Annotated in this window: 21 protein-coding genes; 11 read left to right on the top strand and 10 right to left on the bottom strand. The window is 57.4% G+C overall.

What is annotated here, in order from left to right; translation table 11 throughout:
- Positions 1-374: 374 nt before the first annotated feature.
- The 6 genes from KI243_RS04040 to KI243_RS04015 all read right to left on the bottom strand — a co-directional run bounded on the left by KI243_RS04040 (position 375) and on the right by KI243_RS04015 (position 11,056).
- Complete coding sequence (locus KI243_RS04040; RefSeq protein WP_212810490.1) at positions 375-2,552, bottom strand: TonB-dependent siderophore receptor; 2,178 nt, start codon at positions 2,550-2,552, stop codon at positions 375-377.
- A gap of 160 nt (positions 2,553-2,712) precedes the next feature.
- Positions 2,713-3,444, bottom strand: coding sequence for an SDR family oxidoreductase (locus KI243_RS04035; RefSeq protein WP_212810489.1), 732 nt, complete (start codon positions 3,442-3,444; stop codon positions 2,713-2,715).
- 117 nt (positions 3,445-3,561) lie between these two features.
- Positions 3,562-5,067: an efflux transporter outer membrane subunit gene (locus KI243_RS04030; RefSeq protein ID WP_244861815.1), complete on the bottom strand. Its 1,506-nt coding sequence runs from the start codon at positions 5,065-5,067 to the stop codon at positions 3,562-3,564.
- A 14-nt stretch (positions 5,068-5,081) separates the two neighbouring features.
- Positions 5,082-8,267: a multidrug efflux RND transporter permease subunit gene (locus KI243_RS04025; RefSeq protein ID WP_212810487.1), complete on the bottom strand. Its 3,186-nt coding sequence runs from the start codon at positions 8,265-8,267 to the stop codon at positions 5,082-5,084.
- A gap of 176 nt (positions 8,268-8,443) precedes the next feature.
- A complete protein-coding gene (locus KI243_RS04020; protein WP_212810486.1) occupies positions 8,444-9,619 on the bottom strand; it encodes an efflux RND transporter periplasmic adaptor subunit in 1,176 nt (391 codons plus the stop codon).
- Positions 9,620-9,781: 162 nt separating this feature from the next.
- Positions 9,782-11,056 carry an MFS transporter gene (locus KI243_RS04015; RefSeq protein WP_212810485.1) on the bottom strand — a complete coding sequence of 425 codons (1,275 nt, stop codon included), beginning with the start codon at positions 11,054-11,056 and terminating at the stop codon, positions 9,782-9,784.
- 333 nt (positions 11,057-11,389) lie between these two features.
- Here KI243_RS04015 and KI243_RS04010 point away from each other — a divergent pair, with 333 nt between their 5' ends.
- Positions 11,390-12,406, top strand: a complete 1,017-nt coding sequence (locus tag KI243_RS04010; RefSeq protein ID WP_348529734.1) for a GlxA family transcriptional regulator — start codon at positions 11,390-11,392, stop codon at positions 12,404-12,406.
- Positions 12,407-12,805: 399 nt separating this feature from the next.
- A complete protein-coding gene (locus KI243_RS04005) occupies positions 12,806-13,411 on the top strand; it encodes an SCO family protein (RefSeq protein ID WP_212810484.1) in 606 nt (201 codons plus the stop codon).
- 128 nt (positions 13,412-13,539) lie between these two features.
- Here the strand turns inward: KI243_RS04005 and KI243_RS04000 are convergent, their stop codons facing one another.
- Positions 13,540-14,271, bottom strand: coding sequence for a DJ-1/PfpI family protein (locus tag KI243_RS04000; RefSeq protein ID WP_177086978.1), 732 nt, complete (start codon positions 14,269-14,271; stop codon positions 13,540-13,542).
- A 131-nt stretch (positions 14,272-14,402) separates the two neighbouring features.
- Between KI243_RS04000 and KI243_RS03995 the strand changes: the two genes are divergently transcribed.
- The gene (locus KI243_RS03995) at positions 14,403-15,344 is read left to right on the top strand and encodes a helix-turn-helix domain-containing protein (protein ID WP_212810483.1); all 942 of its coding nucleotides are present in this window, start codon (positions 14,403-14,405) and stop codon (positions 15,342-15,344) included.
- Positions 15,345-15,401: 57 nt separating this feature from the next.
- On the opposite strand, the gene KI243_RS03990 is transcribed toward KI243_RS03995, so the two are convergent.
- Together KI243_RS03990 and KI243_RS03985 are read right to left on the bottom strand one after the other, a co-directional pair.
- Entirely contained in the window at positions 15,402-15,821 is a 420-nt protein-coding gene (locus KI243_RS03990; protein WP_017126758.1) for a Rid family hydrolase, read from the bottom strand.
- Positions 15,822-16,228: 407 nt separating this feature from the next.
- Positions 16,229-16,459, bottom strand: a complete 231-nt coding sequence (locus tag KI243_RS03985; RefSeq protein ID WP_017126757.1) for a hypothetical protein — start codon at positions 16,457-16,459, stop codon at positions 16,229-16,231.
- A gap of 14 nt (positions 16,460-16,473) precedes the next feature.
- On the opposite strand from KI243_RS03985, the gene KI243_RS03980 reads away from it, so the two are divergent.
- Positions 16,474-17,097, top strand: a complete 624-nt coding sequence (locus KI243_RS03980) for a LysE family translocator (protein ID WP_017126756.1) — start codon at positions 16,474-16,476, stop codon at positions 17,095-17,097.
- 221 nt (positions 17,098-17,318) lie between these two features.
- Positions 17,319-17,780 carry an isochorismatase family protein gene (locus KI243_RS03975; RefSeq protein ID WP_017126755.1) on the top strand — a complete coding sequence of 154 codons (462 nt, stop codon included), beginning with the start codon at positions 17,319-17,321 and terminating at the stop codon, positions 17,778-17,780.
- 78 nt (positions 17,781-17,858) lie between these two features.
- On the opposite strand, the gene KI243_RS03970 is transcribed toward KI243_RS03975, so the two are convergent.
- Entirely contained in the window at positions 17,859-18,608 is a 750-nt protein-coding gene (locus KI243_RS03970) for an SDR family oxidoreductase (protein WP_017126754.1), read from the bottom strand.
- Between the two features lie 163 nt (positions 18,609-18,771).
- Between KI243_RS03970 and KI243_RS03965 the strand changes: the two genes are divergently transcribed.
- The 6 genes from KI243_RS03965 to KI243_RS03940 all read left to right on the top strand — a co-directional run bounded on the left by KI243_RS03965 (position 18,772) and on the right by KI243_RS03940 (position 24,097).
- Positions 18,772-19,683 (top strand): LysR family transcriptional regulator, encoded by a 912-nt coding sequence (locus KI243_RS03965; RefSeq protein ID WP_017126753.1) that lies wholly within the window; start codon positions 18,772-18,774, stop codon positions 19,681-19,683.
- Positions 19,684-19,857: 174 nt separating this feature from the next.
- Positions 19,858-20,319, top strand: a complete 462-nt coding sequence (locus KI243_RS03960; RefSeq protein WP_280529437.1) for a prepilin-type N-terminal cleavage/methylation domain-containing protein — start codon at positions 19,858-19,860, stop codon at positions 20,317-20,319.
- On the top strand, positions 20,319-20,783 hold the full coding sequence (locus KI243_RS03955; RefSeq protein WP_212810482.1) for a prepilin-type N-terminal cleavage/methylation domain-containing protein: 465 nt from the start codon (positions 20,319-20,321) through the stop codon (positions 20,781-20,783). Before KI243_RS03960 ends, KI243_RS03955 begins: the two co-directional genes overlap by 1 nt.
- Positions 20,767-21,183, top strand: a complete 417-nt coding sequence (locus tag KI243_RS03950; RefSeq protein WP_212810481.1) for a hypothetical protein — start codon at positions 20,767-20,769, stop codon at positions 21,181-21,183. Before KI243_RS03955 ends, KI243_RS03950 begins: the two co-directional genes overlap by 17 nt.
- Entirely contained in the window at positions 21,180-21,917 is a 738-nt protein-coding gene (locus KI243_RS03945) for a hypothetical protein (protein ID WP_178991334.1), read from the top strand. The genes KI243_RS03950 and KI243_RS03945 overlap by 4 nt, the downstream gene beginning before the upstream one ends.
- Before the next feature lie 11 nt (positions 21,918-21,928).
- Positions 21,929-24,097 carry a hypothetical protein gene (locus tag KI243_RS03940; RefSeq protein WP_212810480.1) on the top strand — a complete coding sequence of 723 codons (2,169 nt, stop codon included), beginning with the start codon at positions 21,929-21,931 and terminating at the stop codon, positions 24,095-24,097.
- The last annotated feature ends 29 nt before the right edge of the window (positions 24,098-24,126 follow it).

The raw sequence follows: 24,126 nt of genomic DNA, 5'->3' as shown, positions 1-24,126 counted from the left end.
GGTTCGCAGACCGGTGATCTTGGAAACCGGCAGGCATAAGCCTCCTGCGCACAGCCCGCCGTAAAGCAGACATGAAAAAACCGCTTACGCGGCGCTGTGCGCCAAGACACTACCGGGCTGCGAAACCCGTATCGCTGAATTTGCAGCGACAACAGGAATGTAGACACGGCATTGGACACACACAACATTCTCACACGCCTAAAACGCGTAGGAAAAGTAAGTTCATTTTGAAAGCTATTTCTACTCATTACGAGACACCCGCGATCCAGGGGTGAAAAAGGAAAACCTGTCACCCAGCGGTTCGAATTCGCCGGCCGCCCACCCGCTCTTATCCGCAGCCGCGGAACTAAGGCCTATCGATCATGAGGGTGTCTTCAGAAGCGGGCCGTCAGCGTCAGGTACGCTGAACGTGGTTGAGTGGGTAGTACCACTGGGGAGCCCATATATTGATAGGTCTCAAAGACTTTGCGACCTGTCAGGTTTACCGCCGAAACCGAGATCGTGTAGCGGTCGAAATCGTAGGAAGTCTGCGCATCCAGCAGTGCGTAGCCTGGGACGGATACCGTATTAGGCAGGGTTAACTCACGCGCGCTGAGTGCTGTAATACCAGCACCGAAACCCAGTCCCTTGGCGGCGCCGTCAAGTATCCGATAGCGGGCGGCGAGGCGACCGCTGTGCCGTGGTACGCGAGGCAGTCCATCACCGACCGGAATCGAGTTGTCCTCTGTGATTTCTGCCTGGGTGTAGGCGTAGTTACCCAGCAATGAAACAGCGGGGGTCGGTTCCCAGACCAGGTCCGCTTCTACCCCGCGAGCGCGTTGTTCGCCGCTCTGTACCGAGTAACCCAGAATCGCGTAGGTAGGGTCAGGATCAGGGGTGGACACATTACGACGCGTCTGCTCGAACACGGCGAGAGTGCCAGAAATACCGAGATCGTTGAACGCCAGTTTGACGCCCGCCTCATAATTGCGAGACAACTCAGGCTTGGGCGCCTCGTTGCCAGTGAAGTTGAACGCTCCCCTGAAACCGGTGGAGTACGCCGCGTAGAGCGCAAGACTTTCGGTCAGGTCATACGTGATGCCAAACCGTGGTGTCACACGATGATATGAAGCATCGACACCTTGCTCTTGTTGGTTGATGTCGAGCTGGGTCAATCGCAACGACCCCAACAAGTGCAAACGGCCATAGGTCGCTTGATCCTGAACGTATAAAGCCTTCGTCTCGTAACGGTTGGTCTGGGACACCATTGTTTCGGGCGTCGCGCCGTAGGAAATCCCATATCCCGGATTGGCAAGGTCAAGCTCGCCGATGAGTTCAATGCCGGACATCCCCGAGCGGAAGTGAGTGTTGTCGTAACTGATACCCACCAGCAACTCATGATCTCCACCCAGCGATTCGACTCGGGAGCTCAGGTTGGTATCCAGCGTGCTTTCCCGGATATTCGTGGGCAGGTAAAGCTTGAATATCGGGTAAACCGTGGGGGTCGTAGGATTCGATCCCAGAAGGTCCGGAAATACGAGGCTGCCATAATCGCGAACTTTGCCCTCGTAATACTGAGCGGTGACGGTCAGTCGTGTGTCGTCGTTAAGCTCATGCGTGAGCTCGGCGGTGGTTGTTCGATTCTCGATAGTGGTGTGAGGCTGTCCGTTGGTCGCTCCTGGGAAGGCGTTGCGATCAATCTGCCCGCTCAATGCTTGAGCGGCCGGCAGGCCGGAATATTCGACCTGGCTGCGATCCTCGTATTGGCCGCGCAGTAGCAACTCAGTCTCTGGTGATAGCTGGAAAGCGATGCTGGGTTGCATCGACCACTGATGGCCGTTGACGTGATCAATCCAGCTGTCGTTTTCTTGATAGTCGGCGGTAATGCGTGCGGCGACCTTGTCGCCGATGGGTGTGTTGAGATCCAGCGAAGGATTCACTGTGCCGAAGCTACCGGTGCGCATCGACAGCAGTGCACTTGGCTCGGTCTCGGGCCGTTTGGAAACCACGTTGATCAAGCCACCCAGCGGCGCGCCGATACCGCCGCCGTACAACGCTGATGTAGGGCCTTTGAGTACCTCGATGCGCTCGGTGCCGATGAGGCTGGTCGGGTCGATGCTCGCTGCCGTACCGCCAAATGCAGGCAGCCCGTTCATGTAAATTTCCGCCGGAAAACCGCGCACGATTGGCTGGGCGAACAGGGCCTCCTGCTGCTTGGTTGCTCTTACCCCCGAGACGTTGACCAGCGCGTCAGCAAGCGAATGACTGTCCTGCTCCTTGAGGATCGTTTGCGTGACAACTTGCACGGATTGCGGGACTTCGACCAGGGGCGTGTCGGTGCGCGTGGCCGACGCAGAAGAGGGTGCGCTGTAGCCTTCACGCGATCCGGAAACGTTTATGGTTTCCAACGTCCAGATCTGTGATTGATCGGATGTTGGGGGTACATCCACGGCACCGTCTTGTGGGTGGGCAATGACTGGTAATGCCAGCCCCAGAAACATGCAAAAGGCATGGCGCCAGCGCAGCCGCGACGGATCACTGTAAAACGGCGGCTCGTTCTTGTCCGAGTACATGGGATATTCCGATGAAAGTCATGTGAAGCTGAATACGCAGGAGGATTGGGCATCACCAGAATCAAAAGCCCGTATTTATCCACCGGGCCGCTGCCGCAGTCATGAAGGCATCAATAGGTTTTTCGTGGAGGTGCGCCTGACAGGTCGACGGCGATTAACGTCAGACATGCTGGCCACCGTTAACGTGAATCTCGGCGCCGTTTACATAAGAAGCGCCACCGGTGCAAAGGAAGTAGACGAGCGAGGCAACTTCTTCAGGTTTGCCCAGCCGGTTCATCGGCACCAGCCGTTCAACGATTTGCGCAGTGCCTGCGGAGAGCATTGAGGTTTCAATTTCTCCGGGTGCGATAGCGTTGACCCTGACTCCATGTCGGCCAAAATCAAAGGCCATCTCCCGAGTCAGGGCACAGAGCGCAGCTTTGGATGTGGAATAGGCCACACCTGCAAACGGGTGCACCTTGGAACCTGCAATAGAGGTCACATTGATGATGCTGCCTTTTGCAGCTTTCAATTCATCAAACAGCCCCCGCGCAAGGAGGGCCGTGGAAAACAGATTGACATTGAAGACCTTGATCCAGGTTACATAGTCGGACTCCAGTACACCAAGGCGTGCCCCTTCAGGCCCCTTGGGCGAAATTCCGGCATTGTTTACCAATGCATCCAGGCGCCCACCCAATTTCTCCCTGATGGCCGGAAGGCTATCAGTGATGCTCTCGATATCTTCCAGATCAAGATGAATGTGGTTGAGCAAGCCCTCGGCCCATGGGCATTCAGCGACCCAGTCCTGGCGAGAGGCGGTGAAAATCCTCCACCCGGCGGCGTGAAAGTGTTTGACGGTGGCATGGCCTATGCCACGACTGGCACCGGTCAATAACAGTGTCTTCTCGCTCATACATGCATTACCTGTTAAAAGTTTCGATTGGCTTTCAAGCGATCCAGGTCAAGAAATTCGCGATCTTCAATGGGCTGCTTTTGTCTTTAAAGCCGTCCAAGGCTGCGTGATGACCGCCTAAGGCCCATTGGCGGCAATATCAGTGTTGGCGCGGTCCCACCCGCCACCCAAGGCTCTGATCAGATTCACCGTTGCAATGGCCTGCGTGCCCGTCAGACGGCTCAGTTGCAGTTCGGTTTGCAAGACCTGGCGCTGGGCATCGATCACGTCCAAGTAGCTGATCTGTCCCTCTTCATACTGAGTTTTAGAAAGCCGCTCTGTCCGTATGGATGCGGCAACAGCTGCGCTTTGATTACCTTTCTGATCATCGAGCAACCTGAGGTCCGCCAGGTTGTCTTCTACCTCTCTGAACGCCACCAATACTTGCTCCCGATACTTCGCAACCTGCTCGTCGTATCGAGCCCTTGCAGAGGCGAGATCTGCTTTCCTGCGACCACCATCAAATATCGGTAACGTCAGCGCCGTTCCCGTAAGGGGGCCTAGTAGAAAAGACCGAGTCGACCAGTCGAACAGATTCCCCTGCGACGACGACTCGAAGCCGGCAGTGGCATTTATGTTAAGCCGCGGGAAAAATGCTGATTTCGCCAATCCGATTTGTGCGTTGGCCGCGGCCATGGCTCTCTCGGCGGCAGCAATATCGGGACGGCGCTCCAGTAGCGCTGATGGCAATCCGACAGGCACCTGGGTCGCGATGGGCTCTATCGGTGAGTCAGGGAAGTCGAAGTCGGCAGGAGACTTGCCCAACAACACGGCAAGACCATGTTCCGACGTCGCGCGAAGCCGTGCGATCCCTACCGAGTCCGCCCTCGCGGTCGATAATTCGTTGCGCGCTCGCGAGAGGTCAAGTTCGCTTATGTCGCCCTCCTTGAATCGCCCCTCCACTAATTTCAAGGTGTTTTCACGCAGGGTGACCGTGCGACGAAATAGTCGAAGTTGGTTGTCGTACTCACGCAGCTCGAAATAATTTTTCGCCACATCAGCTTGAAGGGCCAACAGCACAGAACGATACAGCGCCTCGTTCTGTGCTTGATTAGCGAGCGCGGTGTTCACTTGTGAATCCACCTTCCCGAACAGGTCTACCTCGTAAGAGGCTGTCGCCTGCGCCCGCCAAAGAGTCTGCGTAGACCCACTCGCATCGTCAGGCAACAATTGTGAGGCAGGAGACAGGCGTTCACGCGTAGGACCAAATCCCGCATCCAGGGACGGGAACCATCCCGCTCGGGCTGATTGGGTCAAGGCTCTCGATTGCCGGACTCGTGCGGCAGCCGCCTTCAGATTCTGATTAGCCTCTGCGGCTTGCCGCTCCAGGTCGTTTAGCACCGGATCGCCAAAGACCAGCCACCATTGCCCACGATGCTCGGCATCGGCCGGTTCAGCGTTTTTCCAGGCGCTATCCTTGGGCAAGGATGCTTGCTTCTGTTCAGCCGAAGCTTCCTTGAACGTCTGCGGAGTCGGGACGTCGGGGCGGTTGTATGTCGGCTCCACAGAGCATGCTGATAGAAGCGATAGCAGCGCTGAGGAAGTTAGCAGTCCAAAAATAGTCTTTTTGGGTAACTGGATCATTCGTTTGGCTCCGATCATGCGTCCAATGCTTGCGTTGTCAGGTGGGGCGCGTCTTTTTGAGCCACGTGTACTTTGCCACCTGCCAGCGTACGCAGGACCACATAGAAGACAGGTGTCAGTGCGAGACCGAACAGAGTCACGCCCAACATGCCGAAAAACACCGAGATCCCCATGGCCTGGCGCATTTCTGAGCCCGCCCCCGTGGAAAACACGAGTGGGACAACGCCCATGATGAAGGCGATCGAAGTCATGAGAATCGGCCGCAGACGCAAGCGGCTTGCTTCAATGGCTGCCTTCAGCGTTGTGTACCCGTCGTGCTCCAGTTCTCTGGCGAACTCGACTATCAAGATGGCGTTTTTGGAAGCCAATGCGACCAGTACCATCAACCCGATCTGGGTAAAGATGTTGTTGTCTCCCTGCGTGAGCCACACCCCCGTGAGTGCGCACAGGATGCTCATGGGAACGATCAGGATGACCGCCAGAGGAAGGGTCAGGCTTTCGTACAGTGCGGCCAGTACGAGGAATACGAGCAGGACGCTGACAGGGAATACCCACATACCGGCGTTACCTGCCAAAACCTTCTGGTAAGTCAGCTCGGTCCACTCGAATTTCACGCCTTGAGGCAACACCTCGGCGGCAATGCGCTCCGCTGCTGCCTGGGCCTGGCCAGACGAATAGCCCGGCGCTGGGCCGCCGTTGATATCCGCTGCGGTGTAGCCGTTATACCGAACCACCATGTCCGGACCGTAGGTTGGGCTGATACGAACCAGAGACGATAGGGGCACCATTTCCCCACGGTCGTTTCTGGTTTTCAGCTGAAGGATGTCATCTGCTCGCTGACGAAACGGGGCGTCGGCCTGCACTCGTACCTGGTAGACACGGCCGAAACTGTTGAAGTCATTCACATACAAGGAGCCAAGGTATACCTGCATGGTCTTGAATACATCGGTAACCGACACCCCCAGCTGTTTGGCTTTCACACGGTCCAGCTCGACGTTCAGCTGCGGGAAGTTGATCTGATAGTTTGTCAGTGACCCACCAAGCTCCGGGGTCACAGCAGCCTTGGCCATGAATGCTTGAGCGGCCTTGTTAAGCGCCTCATACCCCAGGCTACCCTGGTCTTCCAGCTGCATTTTGAAGCCACCCAGTGTGCCAAGCCCGAGTATTGGAGGCGGTGGAAAGGCTGCGACGTAGGCTCCTTTGATACTGGCGAACTTTTGGTTGAGGGACGCGACGATGGCCGCGGCGGACTCATCTTTCGATGTACGCTCGCTGAGAGGCTTGAGGGGAACAAAGACAATCCCAGCGCTGGAACTGTTCATGAATCCGTTAACGGACATGCCAGGGAAGCCGACTGCGTGAGCTGCGCCCGGCTGCTTCATGACTATTTCGCTCATCTGGCGAATCACTTCTTCCGTACGGTCAAGAGAAGCGCCATTGGGAAGCTGGGCGATGGTGACCAGGTACTCCTTGTCCTGCATGGGAATGAACCCGGCTGGCACAACGTTCCCCATGACCGCCGTGAGACCCAGAAGAACCACATAAACAACCAGCATGCTGCCCTTGCGCTTGAGGACGCCTGTTACGCCTTTCGAGTATTGCTCCGAGCCACGGTTGAAAACCTTGTTGAATGCTCGAAAAAAACCGCCCAGCAGCTTATTCATCACCCGCGTCAAGGCGTCTTGCTTGGCGTCGTGGCTACGCAAAAGGAGTGCGCTGAGGGCTGGAGAGAGCGTGAGTGAGTTGAACGCGGAGATCACTGTGGAGATCGCAATGGTCATCGCAAACTGCTTGTAGAACTGGCCCGTGAGACCGCTCATGAATGCCAGCGGTACAAACACAGCAACCAACGTGAGTGCGATGGCAATGATGGGGCCGCTGACCTCTTGCATGGCTTTATAGGTGGCGTCCCTCGGCGTCAGCCCGCTGGCTATGTTCCTCTCCACGTTTTCCACCACAACGATGGCATCGTCGACGACGATACCAATGGCTAGCACCATTCCGAAAAGCGACAGGGCATTGATCGAGAAGCCGAAGGCCAGCAACAGCGCAAAGGTACCGATGATGGATACCGGTACAGCGATCAAGGGGATGATCGCTGTACGCCATGACTGGAGGAACACAATGACGACCACGACCACCAGTGCGATGGCTTCGAGCAGTGTTTCTATAACCGCATTGATGCTCGACTTCACGAAGCGGGTGGGGTCATAGATAAGCCTGTAATCCAGGCCTGGAGGGAAATCAGCGCTAAGGTCTTTGAGTGCCGCGCGGACTTGATCGGAGATCTCCAGCGCGTTGGCGCCAGGCAATTGGTAGATGGCGAGGGAGACGGCGGGTTTGTTGTCCAGCAACGCACGCAATCCGTATTCAGCCGCGGAGAGTTCGACCCGGGCGACATCCCGCAGATGAGTCACTGCGCCATTCGGGCTGGTTTTGAGAACGATGTCGCGGAACTCGTCGACGGTCTTCAAGCGACCCTGGGCATTGATTGTCAGCTGTACTGCAGTACCCGGCGAAGAAGGCGCAGCACCAACGGCCCCCGCAGCAACCTGGATGTTCTGTTCTTGAATGGAAGTGACAATCTCCGAGGCGGTGAGATTACGCTGTGCCACCTTCTGCGGATCGAGCCACACACGCATTGCGTAGTCACCTGCGCCCCACATATCGACACGGCCAACGCCAGGTATCCGCTCAAAGCGCGTTTTGACATTCCGTACGCCGTAGTTTCTCAAATACGTTGTGTCGTACCGATCATTGGGTGACACGAGGTGCAGAAAAAGAACCAATGAAGAAGAGCTTTTGAGCGTAGTAACACCCAATCGTTGGACATCTTCGGGCAGCCGTGGCAATGCTTGATTGACTCGGTTCTGTACCAACTGGGTAGCCAGGTCCGGGTCAGTTCCTAATGCGAAAGTCACGGTGATGGTCAGGTTACCGTCACTGTTCGCTTGAGACTGCATGTACAGCATATTCTCAACGCCGTTGATTTTTTCCTCAAGCGGCGCCGCAACTGTCTCGGCAATGACTTTTGGGTTCGCTCCAGGATACTGTGCGCTGATGGTGACCGAGGGTGGAACGACCTCTGGATACTCAGAAATCGGCAATTTGAATATTGCTATCAACCCTGCAAGCAGGATCACCACGGATAGTACGCCCGCAAAGATCGGACGATCGATGAAGAACTTTGATATGTTCATTAACGACTCTTTAAGTGAGGCGGCTACTTACTCTCAGCGCTGCTTTAAGGTTAAAAAAGACAACAGGACGCTCAAGGATGCACTCTGTTTTATAATCAATGCGCGGACCAATAAATCGTACGAACCCGAGGGGCATTCGTTGTTTATCAGTGAATTCTGGCTAGTGCCGTCGTGGGTCAGTGAGCGTTTCTAGCCTGAGCGTCACTTTGGGGAATTATCTTTCCTAGAACCTGCTCCCCTGGACGGACTCGCTGAATACCGCCTACCACAACCCGTTCGCCCTCTTCGAGCCCGGACGTGATAATGCGATCATTGCCTTGTAGATTCCCCAGCGCTACCGGGCGATAAACAATATGGTCATCCTTTCCCACGACCAGGACAAATCGCTTGTCTTGATCGGTGCCAATTGCCGCATCATCAATAAGAAGGGCCGCGTAGGGTTCACTGCCGCCCACTTTTACACGCGCATATAGCCCCGGGACCATGGTGCCATCAGCGTTGTCGAACCGTGCACGCATTCGGATAGTGCCTGAGGTAGTGTCGAGTTCATTGTCTACGGATTGGATGACTCCCCGGCGCGAATACCCTGTCTCATCTGCAAGCCCTAGATCAACCGGAACATTAACCTTATTGCCGAGTCTGTTGATGTACTTGAGATAAGTCTGCTCATCAGCGTTGAACTCTGCATAAATGGGGTTCACAGAGACAAGCATCGTTAAAGGCGCCGCGCCTGCCCCGGCGTTTACGATGTTTCCAAGTGTTATTTCTGCCCGCGATACGCGACCAGAAATTGGAGCTTTAATCTGGGTATGGCCGAGATCAATTTTAGCTGCATCCAGCGCCGCTTCAGCAGTTTTAAGATTGGCAATGGCCTCCAGTGCTGCGTTGTTTTTTTCATCGTAATCACGTTTTGCGATTGCATTTTCGGTAATCAGGCGCTGTGCCCTCTCCCAGTCGCTTTTCGTGTACGCGGCGCGAGCCTGAGCTGCCGCAACCTGCCCCTTGGCTCGTTCGACTTGTGCTTGGTAAGGTCGTGGATCGATGACGAACAGAGTGTCCCCTTTTTTAACCAATTGGCCGTCATGTATGTTGACGTCCGTTATGGTTCCTGCCACCAGCGGCCTGACCTCGACTTTTTCCACCGCTGCTAATCGGCCAGAATAGATTTGCCAGTCGGTAACGATTTCTCTTTTAACGACCGCGACATCTACCTCCTGGATTGGGAGCGGGCCTTCCTGTGCTACAGCTTTCTCTGAGTTATCGACCACCCCAAAGGCAATGACTCCGAAAATACAAAGCATGCCTGCCGAATAAAGTGCCAGCCTGGTGCGGGGTTTGGAATTAGCGCTCATAATTACTCCAAAGTTAATCCTGTTCTAGCTTGACTGCTGTGTGAATGCCAACTTCCGATGGCTAATTCTCATGAAATATGAAGTGGCGCTTGTTGGGAGCCAAGGTGTTTTCTTCTCCAGCGACACCGCGGCTTTTTTACAGTGAACGGCATGCGTGAAAAATCACGTCATCGACCTGTTTTCATTGTCTGGAACGCGTTCGCCATTGGCGTTTTTTGTTCTGCGGTCGGCACGCATCCACCTTAAGGTAATAACCGCGGATACCGCGATTAGCGGAAAAACAATATTATTCATGCCCTTCCAGCCAAGTAATTGCAATATGGGACCGGCGGCCAAGGTGGAAAATGCAGTGAACGTATATTGAATAAACTCTGCCACTCCCTGCACCCTGGCCTTTTCGGAGGGGTGGTAGGAGGAAGTCAACAAGGTGGTGCCACCAACAAACATAAAATTCCACCCGACGCCTAAAAAAAGAAGCGCGATATAGAACGCGGTCAAGCTGTCCGAAAACTGCGCAATCAATCCGCAAGCTGCACTTAGTGCCATTCCCAGGAATAAAATCGGTGGCAATCCAAATAGGGCAATCAGGCGCCCAGCGAATAGTGACGGCGCGTACATACCTACTAAATGCCATTGAATAATGCTGGCGCCATCATTTATGGAGTGATTGCTGGCGACAGCAGCCAGCGGTGTCGCGGTCATGATGAACATCATCACCACGCCGCCAATAACGTTATTCGAGAGTGCCGCTAGTGAAATAGGTTGCTTGAATATTGTGAGTAGTTTGCGTGGCGGCTGTTCGTGATCATGCAGTTCCAATGGTTCTGGACGTGCATCCTGGTAACCCAGCCAAAGTAATGCTGCGGAGACAAGGCCCAGCAGGCATACCATCAAGTACGAGCCGGCGAACAGGACCGGGAACAAACCCGCGCTCCAACTCGCCAACAAAGGCCCGAGAAAAGCGGCGATCACTCCGCCCGCAAGCACCAACGAGATCGCGCGTGCTTTGCGGTTGTCAGGTTCCGAATCTGTTGCCGCCAACCGGTAATACTGGGCGAATGCCTGGAAAACACCTACGGCGGCTGTCCCGATGCAAAACAGCCAGAAAAAATTCAGGAAGACTGCCCATACGGAAATCAAGCCGCCTATCGCGCCAGTGAGGGCACCTAGTACAAATCCACGCCGTCTACCTATCTTTTGCATCAGGGTAGAGGCGAAGTATGTCGCAATCGCGCCTGCTACGGTGATCAGTGCAAAGGGCAGAGTCGCAAGCGATTTATCGGGGGCGAGCTGATATCCCGTCAAACCGGTCAATGTGAGATCGATAGCGATGGCTGCCGTGAACAAACCCTGAGCTATTGCCAGTACCGCCACATTCGATCGGCTTGACGACTTTTCTGGCGCTGAAATGTCTTCCGATAATTTTGATGTGCTCATTGTGCCCGCCTCCAATCAAGAAGGTTCGAGCTGTCTGCCCTTACAACCATGACGACTCTCCCGTTGAGAAACTGGAGCATTCTCTCCGTCGCTTATCGCGGGAGAAAGGACTTAGTTCCCTCCTTTTTGGTCGTCGGGCTGCATTGGGCAGCAGGTGTCACAAACAGGGAAACCGATAGCGAAGCGGGACTGCGAAGCGAGAAAAAATGATGACGTTTTTTGAGGGTTTTCCGCCCTTTTCGCCATGAAATTTTTAGAGGATGATTTGGGGCCAGCAGTACGAAAATCGGCCAATAGGACGTCGGCAGGGAACAGTAATTCCGAGCAGGACCTATGATTTTTCAAGAAGGTAATTCCATGCGTGACATCGCTTTCCTGATCTTTCCCGAGTTTCAGATTCTGGATCTTAGCGGTCCGCTGGCGGCCTTCGAGATCGCCAAAGAGATTGGGGTACCAGATCCCTACTGCTGTTCGGTGGTTTCGTTGTCGGGCGGTCCTGTGATGAGTTCGTCTGGTCTGGAAGTAAGGAGTCAGAAGATCAGATCAAGCCCGTACGATACGTTGATAGTGGTCGGCGGTAAGGCCTTTTCCAAGCCCTATGACCTTCCTATGGTGTCGGACCACCTCGCTAATGCGGCCGCGAAAGGTACCCGGCGAGTGGCGAGTGTTTGCACCGGGGCTTTTCTATTGGCTTCGGCGGGCCTGTTGGACGGTCGCAGGGCTACTACACACTGGAGGCAGACCGCGCGACTGCAACGCAATTTTCCGAAGGTGCGGGTACAGCCCAATCATATATTTACGAAGGATGGTGGCATCTGGACGTCTGCTGGCATCTCTGCGGGAATCGATCTGGCGCTGGCCATGATTGAGGAGGATCTGGGAAGTGCTGTTTCCCATGAGGTCGCCCGCGCCATGGTGGTGTATCACCGTCGGCCAGGAGGGCAATCACAATTTTCGGCCATGGCCGATATGGAGCCGTCGACGGATCGCATGAGGGAGGTGCTTTCCTATATGCGAGAGCATCTGAACGAACAGCTATCAACAGAGCATCTGGCATCAATTGCTTGCCTCAGTTTGCGTCAGTTCGGTCGGGCTTTCCTGCTGGAAACGGGGGAAACACCGGCTAAAGCAGTGGAGCGTTTGCGTGTCGAGGTCGCGAGGCTGCGCGTTGAACGTGGGGCGGAACCAATCGAACTGATAGCACACTCGGTCGGTTTCAAGGATCCGGAGCGGATGCGCAGAGCCTTCATCAGAGTTATTGGACACCCGCCTCAAAGCATCAGACGGCTGGCCGCACATCAGGGTGTTAGCGCTTCTGAAGTTAAGGGAGAAACAAGTTCGACCAAATAGCATGGCGTAAATCGAGGGGACTAAGTCGTTTTGCAAAACGCCAGTGACGCTTATGCTTCAGCCTCTGGATCTTAGTGACCCCGAATGGTCGCGATGAATCTCCAACCTACTAATGGGACAGTCATGAAAGAACTTTCAGGCAAGCGTGCATTCATCACCGGCACCGGTTTGAGCGTGGTTTGCGTGAATGCTTAGTTAGGTGGCCCACGTTTGATGGCGTTGAGGTTCCGTTAAAAGTATTAGAGACAAAACCCTCAAGTCAACCGCACCAGGGATCAGCTCGATCTTGAACGGATATATTTATTTATCGGCAAGCATACCGTCGATGCATGAAGTAGTAATTTAAATAAGATACGCCAATCCAATTTATTGTTTTTTCGTATGAAGAGGCTTTAACCAATGAGCGTTTTGTTGACTCGCCGCAAGGTGATTTCAGGTATGGGACTGCTAGGTATCGGCATGCTGGCAGGCTGCGATACCCGGGGTGAGCTATCGTACAAATATGGCAAAGACTTAAGCGATAAAATTCTTGGGCGCACATTCAGGCTAAAAGATACTGACGGCGAGGTAAGAACGCTTTCAAGCTATCGAGGCGTGATGCCGATGATCTTTTTTGGATTTACTCAATGCCCGGCAGTCTGTCCCACCGCCTTGGCTCGTGCAGCAAAAATCAAAAAGATGATGGATAAGGATGGCTACCGCCTTCAGGTTATCTTTATTACGCTTGATCCCGAACGGGATTCCCCAGCCGTACTAGACGCCTATGTCAAAACTTTTGACCCGTCTTTTATCGCACTTTACGGAACACCAGAAGAAACGGCAGCCACAGCCAAGGAATTTGGCGTGTTCTATAAAAAAGTACCGATTGGATCAAGCTATACACTGACTCATTCATCGACGAGCTATGTGTATGACTACCAAGGAACGCTACGCCTCGGATTTTCTCAAGCACTTTCGGCGCAACAATGTGCAGAAGATCTGATTACCCTCATGGAGATTTGCTAATGCACCCAGCGCCCAATCGAACCAAAACAAATCAACGCGTTGAACAGATCGTCCTTGGGCTTTCTCTACCAGGGCTGGTTTTCCAGGTATCAGCCCAAACGCAGATAGAGGGCGCATGGGAGCTACGATCACGCGGGAGTCAGTTTTGATAACTGCGCTCGACGCTCCATATGCTCATTCGCGACTCTCACAGCCTCGTCAGTTCTCCCCCACAGACCTTCTATCTGTGCGACGATCTCAGGCCGCGCAGTACGTGGATTCCCCGAGTGCATTGTCGGCTGCGGGTCGTACTCGAGCACGAGCTGCGTAAACTCAGCCGCATCCTGGCCTTTGAGTTCGGCGATGACCTGCAGCGCAAAGTCGATACCCGCCGTGACACCGCCACCTGTGATTCGGTTTCTGTCGACGCATACCCGTTCGTAGCTCGGTTCGATACCCAAGGCTATGAGGGGTTCATAGAAAGGCCAGTAGGTCGCTGCACGATAGCCTTCCAGCAGTCCCGCCATAGCAAGAAGCACAGAGCCCGTGCATATGGCGGTTACATAAGTGGCTGTCTTTCCTGCGCGAGCAATAAAATCGAGCAGCTCCTGGTCCTTCATGATTTCAGGAGTTCCTCCGCCACCTGCGACAAACAGCACGTCCAAGTGATCTGGAACGTCATCTATCGTGATCGTGGGATTCATGGTGACGCCCATATCCGTTGGAACAGCCTCCATTGTCTTCCAGATTATGTGAGTTTTAGCGTGAAGGCCGAACGCCGTCTGTGGGCCTGCCAAGTCTTGCAGAGTGAAACCAGGAAAAATCACCATGCCAATCTGCAGTTGGCGGTCTTCAATCTTATTGCTCAGTTCATCAGACATTACCGTCTCCTCTCGTCGTACTTGACTGAAGAGTATTCCTGTTAGACGCTCCACGTGAGTGGCGGAAATGACATTGATCGATCAGTTTCTGCCAGCTGAATATTCAGGTTTTACGAGCGGAGTCCAACACCATGCATAAGATCGCGGTTCTGGCATTGAATGACGTGGTGCCATTGGACTTTGGTATTGCCTATCAGGTTTTCGCTTTGGCTACTCAGCCAGATGGTCGCAAAGCTTACGAGGTGGAGGTGTGCGCACCCGAGCGGACAATTCGCTCCGCCAGTTTTGATATGCAGGTGCGGTACGGCCTCGACCGTCTTGCGCTAGCCCAAACTATCGTCATACCAGGAAGTGAAGACCCGTTTGGAGTGGTTCCAGAAGCAGTAAAAATCGCTCTTCGCGAGGCACATATTCGTGGCGCAAGATTGGCGTCAATCTGCACGGGGGCCTTTATCCTTGCCGCAAGCGGTCTTCTTGTCGGAAAACGCGCAGCGACGCATTGGCGTTTCTCCGAGGACCTGGCCAGGCTTCACCCAGAGATCAAGGTAGAACCTAATGTTCTGTTCGTCGATGAAGGTAGCATCGTGACTTCGGCCGGCGCGTCAGCAGGATTGGATATGTGTTTGCATCTCGTGCGGCGCGATTACGGCCAGTCTGTTGCGGCAAACACTGCCCGCCTGGCGGTCGCGCCGCTGTACCGTGATGGCGGTCAGGCACAATTTATTCGTCAGGAGCTACCAGGCTCGCCGACGAGCTTAATGCCGTTGATCGAATGGATGCGGGACAATTTGAGCAGTTCGCACACAGTCGATGACCTTGCGGCTCGCGCCAAGATGAGCTCGCGTACATTTGCTCGGCGATTTCAGGAACAGACCGGCACTACTCCTTTACAGTGGCTTCTCAGCGCTCGTATTGGGAGAGCGCGTGAATTGCTTGAGGAGAGCGAGGTGTCGATTGATCAAACGGCGCTTCTTTCCGGATTCGGGTCTGCGGTGACCTTCCGGTCGCGGTTCCGAAGGGTCGTTGGCCTCACGCCGACGGAGTACCGTCGTCGTTTCAGCTCAGCAAGCTAAAATCCAAATACCCGCAGCCCAACCATCGAAACATGCCATCGTGCACGCAGCCCTCGCCTATTTCCCCTCCGGAAAAACCGCGACACTGCGAATCTCAATCTTCAACTGCGCAAGCGCCAGCGCCTCGACCCCGATGATCGACCAGGCCGGAAACGGACGCTCGGTGTAGCGGGCCTTGACCGGCAGGAACTCGTCGACAGTCTCTTTCAGGTTGACGTGGTAGCTCACCACTTCAACCAGGTCGGCCATTGTCAGTCCCTGCAAGCGGAGGATTTCCCTTGTCCGCTCCAGCGCTACTTCGGTCTGTTCGGCCACGCTCTCGGGGATCGAGCCATCGGGACGGAAGCCGACTTCGCCGGCGATAAACAGCAGGTTGCCAGCGCGAACGGCGGGCGAGTAGCCGTAGCTCTCATAGCCGCCATGGGTCGCGGCAAACATCGGGTGGTCTGCCGGGATCTCAAGTACTTTCTTGGTCATCTTTCATATCCTTGTCCTGATTTGCATGCCGAATGAAAACAGGCGGCCGCCCCTTCGACAGGGGCGAATGGCCTGCGCTGTTCCGAGCACCGACTCTACGGTTGATGGCAAAAGGCACAAACGACATTTTTCCCTCACTTCACGCCATATCACGGTCTGCGGCCTGTTCCCCCGCATCCGCCGCAACCGGTTCGACGCGAGAGCCGATTGAGCGGCGAGCGCTGATCGGTCGACGCTTCATCGGCACAGCCTCCGGAGGCACTCGACGACGAACGACATAAGCATATGAATTTATACTTTTTCAGATTCCCGGTAATTGCTGTTAGTTTAAAAAAAGAAAGACGTCATTGTTCTTGCTTGTCAACAGAGCGGGTCATGTTTCACTGGATGAAGATTGCAGCCGAACTTCAAGGGATTAAAGTCTTCTCAGCACTGCTTACATGGCTACTGGGCAATAACTCTACCTGTTGAAAGTCCATTTCATTGGATTGATAACCGGTATATGACATGACGGTTACTCTGAGCCACTCGGCGACCTGATCAACACCCCGTATGTGCGGATCCCCGAGGAAAAACTGCAAGGTCGGCAGCGCAATCACACTATCAATAACATCACGGTCGAACAGGCGGTGCTCCATGAAAAGGAATTCACATGTTTACTGCGGCACTGATCTACATCCTGGCGGTCATCAGCCCTGGCCCCAATTTCATTATCGTCAGCCGGTTTTCTTCCCTCGGCTCGGTGTCGACCGGCATTGGCGCAACCCTGGGCATTTGCACGGTTGGCGTGTTCTTCTCGACCATTTCGCTGCTGGGCCTGGCGGCGCTGCTGCACCAGTATCCGGCGTTCTCCAAGGTCGCCACGCTCTGCGGCTCGGCGTACCTGCTGTACATCGCATACAGCATCATCAGGAGCGTGCTGGCGAAAAGCACCGGCACGCCTGAAAGCACGGGGCCTGGCGTGACCAGTTTTGCCAGGGCCTACAGGGTCGGAGTGATCACCAACATCAGTAACATGAAAACCATCGCCTTCATGATCAGTATCTATGCGGGCTTTCTGTCTTCGCCTCGCTCGGAGCTCGACAAGGTGCTGGTGGTGCTGCTGTGTTCGACACTGGAAATCACCTGGTACTCCCTGGTGGCCCTGTTGTTCGGTCAGGGGCCGATCAAGGCCTTGTTCCTGAAATACACCCGGCAGATCGACGTCGGGCTGGCGGTCTTTCTGGTGGCGTTTTCTCTCAACAACGCGATCCCTGTACTGCTTGCCAGTCGCTGAGGCTCCCCAGGCGACCTTCAGGGCAGTTTGTTTCAGACTTCAAATGGGCCTGTTGAGCGGATTGGCCGCCCGGGGAATGGCCAGACGTCAAGTGACGTCCTTTCCACGGGCGCGCGGTCTTTACTGGTGCGTGCGCTGGCGGGTCGCACGCCTCGGGTTGAACCGATCGCCGGGGTTATGCGTCAATCCTTGACGACGTGAACACCGCCCAGGACCACCCCATGCGCCAAGCCCTGCTGATCATCGATGTCCAACCCAGCTTCTCCCCGCCGCAATGGCTGATCGACGGTATCCGGGGCCTGATCGGCCGCATGCCCAGCGTCGCCACCGTCGAGCGCCACGATGAAGCGATCACCCCGTTCCAGCGCCAGCTCGGCTGGCACCCGGCGCCGGACGACGACAGCCTGGTGCCGGCCGATCGCATCTTCATCAAGCATGGCTACGCCCCCTCGCCGGAAACCATCGAATACCTGAAGAGCCTGGAGGTCGAGCGCGTCCTGGTCTGTGGCCTGCAAACCGAAACCTGTTGCCTGGCGGCGGGATTTGCCTTGTTCGATGCGGGGCTGCAACCGACCTTGATCACTGACCTGACGGTCGGTTCGTCCCTGGATCGTTCGGGCGGGTTGGGAGCACGGCTGTGGGAGCATCACTTCAAGCACACGGTGCACTCGCAGGCGCTGTAGCGGCGGGAACATTGGCCGGCACGAGCAGCACAAAAAAGGCGCCGGATCCCGGCACCTTTATCGAGAGCCGCCGGCGTATCACACCTGGGCCATGCCTCCGTCCACGAACAGCTCGATACCATTGACGAAACGGCTGTCATCCGAGGCCAGGAATACCGCGGCCTGGGCAATTTCGCCGGGCTCGCCCAGGCGTCCGATCGGCACCTGCGAGGCCAGGTGGGCGAACAGGCCGTCGACCTGTTCCGCCGGTACCAGGCCGCCCAACCCTTCGGTGCGCACCGGCCCCGGGCTGATCACATTGACGCGGATATTGCGCGGTTGCAGATCCAGCAACCAGGAGCGGGCGAGGTTGCGCACCGCCGCCTTGCTCGCGCTGTAGACGCTGAAACTGGCTGTGCCCTTGACCGAGGTGGTCGAGCCCGTCAGCAGGATCGAGCTGCCATCCCGGAGCAGCGGCAGAGCCTTCTGCACAGTGAACAAGGTACCGCGCACATTGGTGCCGAAGATGCGGTCGAACTGCTCTTCGGTGATCTCCCCAAGGGGCAACATGTCCCCGCCGCCGGCGTTGGCGAAGAGAATATCCAGGTGACCGACCTGGGACTTGATCACGGCAAAGATCCGATCCAGGTCCTCGATTTTCGAGACGTCGCCCCGAATGCCGGTGGCCTTGGCGCCCACGCTATCCACCGCGGCATCCAGTTCCGCCTGCCGACGCCCGGTGATGAAAACCCTGGCGCCCTGTGCCGCGAACTCCCGCGCCGAGGCCAGGCCGATACCCGTGGTCCCGCCCGTGATCAGTGCGATCTTGCCTGCCAGTTTATTGCTCATGTTCAGTGCTCCAGTAGGAAAAGGCTCGGTAGGAAGTGAGCCGTTGGAGCGACTGTAGGCTTCGGTCATTAAGTGAAAAATAGCCTGGCCCCGCTTACTTTATGCACAATGGTGCATAATCATTTATCCCCGCCCATTGATACCCGTCAGGTAGAGCCCACCCATGGACCAGCTACTCGCCATACGCGCCTTCGCCCGGGTCGTCGAAGCCGGCTCCTTCACAAGGGCGGCCGACTCGCTGACGATGCCGACCACCACGGTCAGCAAGCTGGTCCGAGAGCTGGAAACCTACCTGAATGTGCGACTGCTGCAGCGCACCACCCGCCGTGTCTCGGTGACCAACGAGGGCCTCGCGTACTACGAACAGACCGCGCGCCTGCTGCGGGATCTGGAGGAAGTCGACACGGGATTGCGCACCGCCCAGGTCAAGCCACGGGGAAAACTGAAAGTGGATATCGGCTCGTCGGTCGCCACCGAATTGATCATTCCGGCACTGCCGGAGTTTTTCGCGCGTTATCCGGATATCCGCCTCGAGGTCGGCGTCAGCGACCGTCATGTCGATCTCATCAGCGAAAGCGTCGATTGCGCGATCCGTGGCGGCGAGCTCAAGGACCTGTCGCTGGCGGCGCGCTCGATCGGCCACGCCTGCTGGGTGACCTGTGCGACACCCGCCTACCTCGAACGCTTCGGCCGACCGACCCATCCCACGGCGCTGGAAAACGGCCACCAATTGATCGACTACCTGTCCGCGCGCACCGGCCGAGTCATGCCGGCAGTCTTCGAGCGTGGCCGGGAACGCTTTGAAATCACCGGGCACAGCAACTGCAGCGTCAATGAAAGCAACGCCCATGTCGCCGCCGCCCTCGCCGGGCTAGGGATCATCCACACCTTCGGCTACACGGTGCAAAAGCATATCGACAGCGGCGCCCTGATCCCATTCCTCGAAGCCTGGCGACCGGCGCCCTACCCCTTCCATGTGGTCTACGCGCCCAATCGCTACCTGAGCCATCGGGTCAGGGTATTTATCGACTGGCTGGCCGAACGCTTCCAGTCCACGCTCGCCAATCGCTCCTGAGTCCCGCTCGCGCAATACCCCGGACTGATGCAGATCAACGGGAGAATCCGCGACAGCATCGACAATGAAAGATTATTCAGATTCGGCTTCTCGCCGGCTCCATTCACCGAACTGTTATTCAATGATGTCATAATGCGATTTATGAGCATTGGGGCACTGGAAAGCATCATTCACATGTCGATGAAACACCCAAGAAAACAATCGGGCTTCACCCTGATAGAAATGCTGGTCACCGTCGCCATTGTCGCGATCCTCGCCGCCATCGCCGTGCCCGCCTACAGCAGCTACGTCACCAAGAGCACGATCAAGGCCGCCGAGTCCGACCTGGTCGCGCTGAGCCTCAGCCTGGAAAACTACTACCAGAAACAACTGGTGTACCCGGCCTCGGGTGCCAGCGGCACGACGCAGATCCAGTGCGTGCTGGCCAGCAGCGCTTCGCCTTGCACCGCCCCGACGTCAGGCTGGCAGCCGAGCCAGTCCGGCAAGTTCAGCTATTCGCTCAGCTCCAACGCGACCACCTACACCGTGACCGCCACAGGCAACAGCGGCAACGTCAATGGCTGCACGATCACGCTGACCCAGGACAACACCCGCAGCATCGCCTCGTGCAGCTCGTATAACGGCAACTGGTTGTAATGCGCAGCCGCGGGTTCACCCTGATCGAGCTGATGATCACCATTACCCTGTTCGGCCTGCTGCTGTTCGTGGGGGTGCCGTTGACCCAGTCATGGACCAACAGCGCCTATCAGCGCGATGCCGCCGGCCTGCTCAAGCAAGGGATCAGCCGCACCAAGGCCATCGCCCTGCGCAACCAGGGCGCCGTGCAGGACAGCGCGCCCGCCGCCGTGCTCTGCCATTCCGGGCAAAATCTCCAGCTGTTCAGGCTCACCGCCGGGCAGGCCATCGACTGCGCCACCACCACGCCGCCCCTCTGGAGCAGCCCGCTGCCGGCGGCGGCCAGTATCCAGAGCGCAGGTGTCGACCTGGCCTGCGTCGCCTTCAACAATCGGGGCCTGGCGGTCAGTTCCAGCACCTGCACCACCGCGACGCTGCAGGTCACGGCGGGGAGTGAGAGTTCAGTCGATGTCCCGCTCATTTGACCCCCACCCCGGGCGACAACGGGGTGATGTCCTGCTCGAATCCCTGATCGGCATCCTGCTGATGGCGATCGTCGGCCTGGGCATCACCTATGCCGCATCGCGGGCGGCGGTGAACCAGCGCGACATGAAGCTGCAGAACATCGTGGTCAACCAGATGCGCAGCCTGCTGGAACAGAACGGCGCGCTGTTGTGCTCGACCAACGCCGCCTTGCTCGTCGTCTCCCTTCCCACCCAGACCAGCCCGCTGCCGATCGTGGCGACCTGTACCAGCGCCCCGGCCGTCACCGTCGGCACCAGCACCCTCAGCGGTGGGACACCACAGAGCGCCGTGGTGCTGACCACCCGCACCCAGGACAGCAGCCTCTTTGGCGGCGTCATCCGCGTGGGCGATGAGTCATGAGCCGTGGGCAAGGCGGCTTCACGCTGATCAGCCTGATGGTCGGCACGGCCATTTCCCTGGTCAGCATCCTGGCCATGCTTTCGCTGTATAAAAACCTGGTCTACACCTCGGTGGCATCGATCCAGAGCGCCCGGCAGGACGGCCAGGTGGCGGCGGCGCTGCTGACCGCCCAGCGCGAGCTGATGAATGCCGGCTTCTGGAGCGGCAGTGCCACCGTGCGCGCCAGCGCCGATATCGACAATAATTTCGTGCTGCTGTCCGGCGCCGTCCTGAGCAACGGCACCCTGAGCGGCAATGCCACCGCCCAGACCAGCTTTCCCAGCCTGACCAATGCGTCCCCCAACGGCATCACCGGCAACGCGATTGTCTGGTCCTACCAGACCAGCGCCACCGCCAACCCCAGCTGTGCCGGACTGTTGATCAGCAACGGCGCCCTGCTCAGCCTCAAGGCCGCCGCCGCTTGCACCCAGGCCTCGGCGCAATGGGGCAGCAGCACCTGGACCAGCACCCCGCTGATCGAAGCCGGCCAGGGCAGCGCCTCGTTCTCGGTGGGCTTCGCCACCTGCTGGCCCTATGGCCGGACCACCGACACCACCAATACTGCCTCACGCCTGCAAGTCACCCTGAACGCCAACAACAGCACGCTCGACCCCAACAGTAGCGATCCCCAGCCCGCCTACGTGAAAAGCAAGGCAACGGCGTGTCTGATCAACTTCGAAAAACCCACTTCCTGACAGAGCGCTTGATGCCAGCCCCTTCGTTTTCCGGATCGACACCCGCGTCTCAACGCGGCATGGCCGCCACGCTGATGATCCTGTTCGTCGGCATGGCCCTGTCCGTGACCGCCCTGGGAATGATGTACGGCATACGGGGCGCCCAGCAGCAGCAAGTGGCGGCCCATGCCATCTCACCGGCGGAGTCACGGGTCTGGAGCGGGGTGGAGTGGGTGCGTCTGTACCTGCAGGCCCAACTGCTGCAGGACAGCACCCTGGCCAATGTCACACCGGGCAACCTGCCCATCAGCGCCAGCGGCCTCAGCGCCCAGATCCTCTCCAAGGTCGCCAGCGCTGGCAGCACGCTGGTCACCGCGAGCATCACCGCCACCAACAACCTGGCAACCAATACCTTGCAGGTGGTCTACGTGCTGACCCCGGCCAGTGCCGCGACCGCCCCGCCCAGCGGCAATCTGCCACCGGCCCTGCAGTTCAATGGCAACTTCAACTACACCGGCGGCAATCTGTCGATCACCAACGGCACGACCCTGGCGAATATCGCCGTCACCGGCGTGCTGACCATCTCCAACGGCTCGAAAGCCTATGTCTCCGGCTGTGCCAAGGGCGGCATCAACCTCAGCGGCGGCGGGATCGCGGACAACGCGACCCTCAACACCGAGGGCACTTTTTCCATGAGTTCCAGCAGCCCGCCGGTCAACCTGACGGTAGGCGCCAAGTCCATCAACATCAGCCAGTCCGACGGCAGCTATGTGTCGATCAAGGCCGGCGCGTTCAAGGCCAACGTCCTGTCGGCCGGATCAACCATCGGCACCGCCCTGGTCGGCGGCACGAAAAACACCGACAACTCGATCACCGCCGCCAGCACCGGCACGGCCCTGATCACCCTGACCGATGGCACGGTCTATACCCTGGACCTGAGCAAGGCCAGCCAATCCGCCGGGGTCATCAGCACCAGCACCGGCGCGCAATTGATCTCCGGGACCGGCAGCCTGCCCGCCAGCATTTCGCTGAGCTACAACGCGATCTACGGCGGCGACGTCAACTTCAGGAACGCCACCGTCGGCACCTTCTGGGGCAACACCCTGGCATTGAGCGGCTACAGCGCCACCTACAACACGCTCAAGGCCAACAGCGACGTATCGATCCTCACCGCGACGGTGGGGCAGTTCCAGGGCGGCGGCAACCTCAGCGTGACGCAATACAACACGCCCTCGTTCAACACCGCCAGCCAGATCGCCGGCAAGGTGCTCAACCAGAACGGCACCGCCTACACGGGCACCGCGCTGGCGAACCTGACACAGAACATCGCCGGCGCCTCGCCGGGCCTGCCCGGCATACCGTACTGCAACATCACCAGCGCCCCGGTGGACGTCACGCCCCTGCAAAGCCAGGCCAACTACGTGTTCTACTTCGACGGCAACACACCGATGCTGAAGATCCAGAACGTCAAGACCGCCGCCGGCACCGCCGTGGCGGGCGGCCCCTACAACCTGGCGACCACCGACCTGCGCACCTTGCTGGGAAACACCTTCCTGACCTGCAACTACGGCAACAGCAGCTGCGGCAACAGCGCGACACCCGCCAACGGCTGGACCTTCACCGGGATCAAGGCCCTGCCACCGGGCGTGCTGTGGTTCCAGGGCAACATCACTCTCGATGGTGTGCAAGGCCTGAGCCGACTCACAAACACCGTACTCGCCACCGGCAACGTTGCCCTGACCAGCAACAGCGCGGTGCCCTTGTACTCGCCGAACTTCTCCGGTTACTCGAACCTGTGCAGCGGGTCGTTCTACCCGACCAACCTGTGCAACAAGAGCGCGACACCACCGGCCCTGGCCACCTGGACCGACAGCGCCAACGTCACCCACAGCGGCCTGCCCATCGGCAATATCGCCATCGAAGCCAACGGCGGCCTCGCCACCAGCGGCTGGACCCTCTACGGCAACGTCATCCTCGGCGGCCTGGTCAGCACCTCAGGGGCCACGACCAACATCAAGGGCTCGCTGTCAACCGGCAACAACGGCGCCAGCCCCACCACCATTTCCCAGGGCGGCATCGCCATCGATGTCTCGGCGGTAACCGGCGACCAGACCATCACCAACCCCACCCCGCCCACGGGCGGAGGCGGAAGTGGCGCAGTCCAGGCTTCGACGAAAGTGCGATGGGTTCGGGCGTATTGATCAGCGATTGTCGCACCAGCGGCGCGACT

The sequence above is a fragment of the Pseudomonas sp. Ost2 genome (genome assembly GCF_018326065.1).
GTDB lineage: Bacteria > Pseudomonadota > Gammaproteobacteria > Pseudomonadales > Pseudomonadaceae > Aquipseudomonas > Aquipseudomonas gingeri.
The sequence above is the reverse complement of the archived record's forward strand: the minus strand, read 5'-3'. Positions and strand labels throughout refer to the sequence as shown.

Excerpts from the sequence above, each read along its gene's own strand:
- KI243_RS03950 (WP_212810481.1), top strand. The coding sequence starts at position 20,767 with ATGTCCCGCTCATTTGACCCCCACCCCGGGCGACAACGGGGTGATGTC.
- KI243_RS03995 (WP_212810483.1), top strand. The coding sequence starts at position 14,403 with ATGCATAAGATCGCGGTTCTGGCATTGAATGACGTGGTGCCATTGGAC.
- KI243_RS04020 (WP_212810486.1), bottom strand. The coding sequence starts at position 9,619 with ATGAGCGCTAATTCCAAACCCCGCACCAGGCTGGCACTTTATTCGGCA.
- KI243_RS03980 (WP_017126756.1), top strand. The coding sequence starts at position 16,474 with ATGTTTACTGCGGCACTGATCTACATCCTGGCGGTCATCAGCCCTGGC.
- KI243_RS04010 (WP_348529734.1), top strand. The coding sequence starts at position 11,390 with ATGATTTTTCAAGAAGGTAATTCCATGCGTGACATCGCTTTCCTGATC.
- KI243_RS04040 (WP_212810490.1), bottom strand. The coding sequence starts at position 2,552 with ATGTACTCGGACAAGAACGAGCCGCCGTTTTACAGTGATCCGTCGCGG.
- KI243_RS03970 (WP_017126754.1), bottom strand. The coding sequence starts at position 18,608 with ATGAGCAATAAACTGGCAGGCAAGATCGCACTGATCACGGGCGGGACC.
- KI243_RS03960 (WP_280529437.1), top strand. The coding sequence starts at position 19,858 with ATGTCGATGAAACACCCAAGAAAACAATCGGGCTTCACCCTGATAGAA.
- KI243_RS03940 (WP_212810480.1), top strand. The coding sequence starts at position 21,929 with ATGCCAGCCCCTTCGTTTTCCGGATCGACACCCGCGTCTCAACGCGGC.
- KI243_RS03965 (WP_017126753.1), top strand. The coding sequence starts at position 18,772 with ATGGACCAGCTACTCGCCATACGCGCCTTCGCCCGGGTCGTCGAAGCC.
- KI243_RS03990 (WP_017126758.1), bottom strand. The coding sequence starts at position 15,821 with ATGACCAAGAAAGTACTTGAGATCCCGGCAGACCACCCGATGTTTGCC.
- KI243_RS04035 (WP_212810489.1), bottom strand. The coding sequence starts at position 3,444 with ATGAGCGAGAAGACACTGTTATTGACCGGTGCCAGTCGTGGCATAGGC.
- KI243_RS03945 (WP_178991334.1), top strand. The coding sequence starts at position 21,180 with ATGAGCCGTGGGCAAGGCGGCTTCACGCTGATCAGCCTGATGGTCGGC.
- KI243_RS04015 (WP_212810485.1), bottom strand. The coding sequence starts at position 11,056 with ATGAGCACATCAAAATTATCGGAAGACATTTCAGCGCCAGAAAAGTCG.
- KI243_RS04005 (WP_212810484.1), top strand. The coding sequence starts at position 12,806 with ATGAGCGTTTTGTTGACTCGCCGCAAGGTGATTTCAGGTATGGGACTG.
- KI243_RS03955 (WP_212810482.1), top strand. The coding sequence starts at position 20,319 with ATGCGCAGCCGCGGGTTCACCCTGATCGAGCTGATGATCACCATTACC.
- KI243_RS04025 (WP_212810487.1), bottom strand. The coding sequence starts at position 8,267 with ATGAACATATCAAAGTTCTTCATCGATCGTCCGATCTTTGCGGGCGTA.
- KI243_RS03985 (WP_017126757.1), bottom strand. The coding sequence starts at position 16,459 with ATGGAGCACCGCCTGTTCGACCGTGATGTTATTGATAGTGTGATTGCG.
- KI243_RS03975 (WP_017126755.1), top strand. The coding sequence starts at position 17,319 with ATGCGCCAAGCCCTGCTGATCATCGATGTCCAACCCAGCTTCTCCCCG.
- KI243_RS04000 (WP_177086978.1), bottom strand. The coding sequence starts at position 14,271 with ATGTCTGATGAACTGAGCAATAAGATTGAAGACCGCCAACTGCAGATT.
- KI243_RS04030 (WP_244861815.1), bottom strand. The coding sequence starts at position 5,067 with ATGATCCAGTTACCCAAAAAGACTATTTTTGGACTGCTAACTTCCTCA.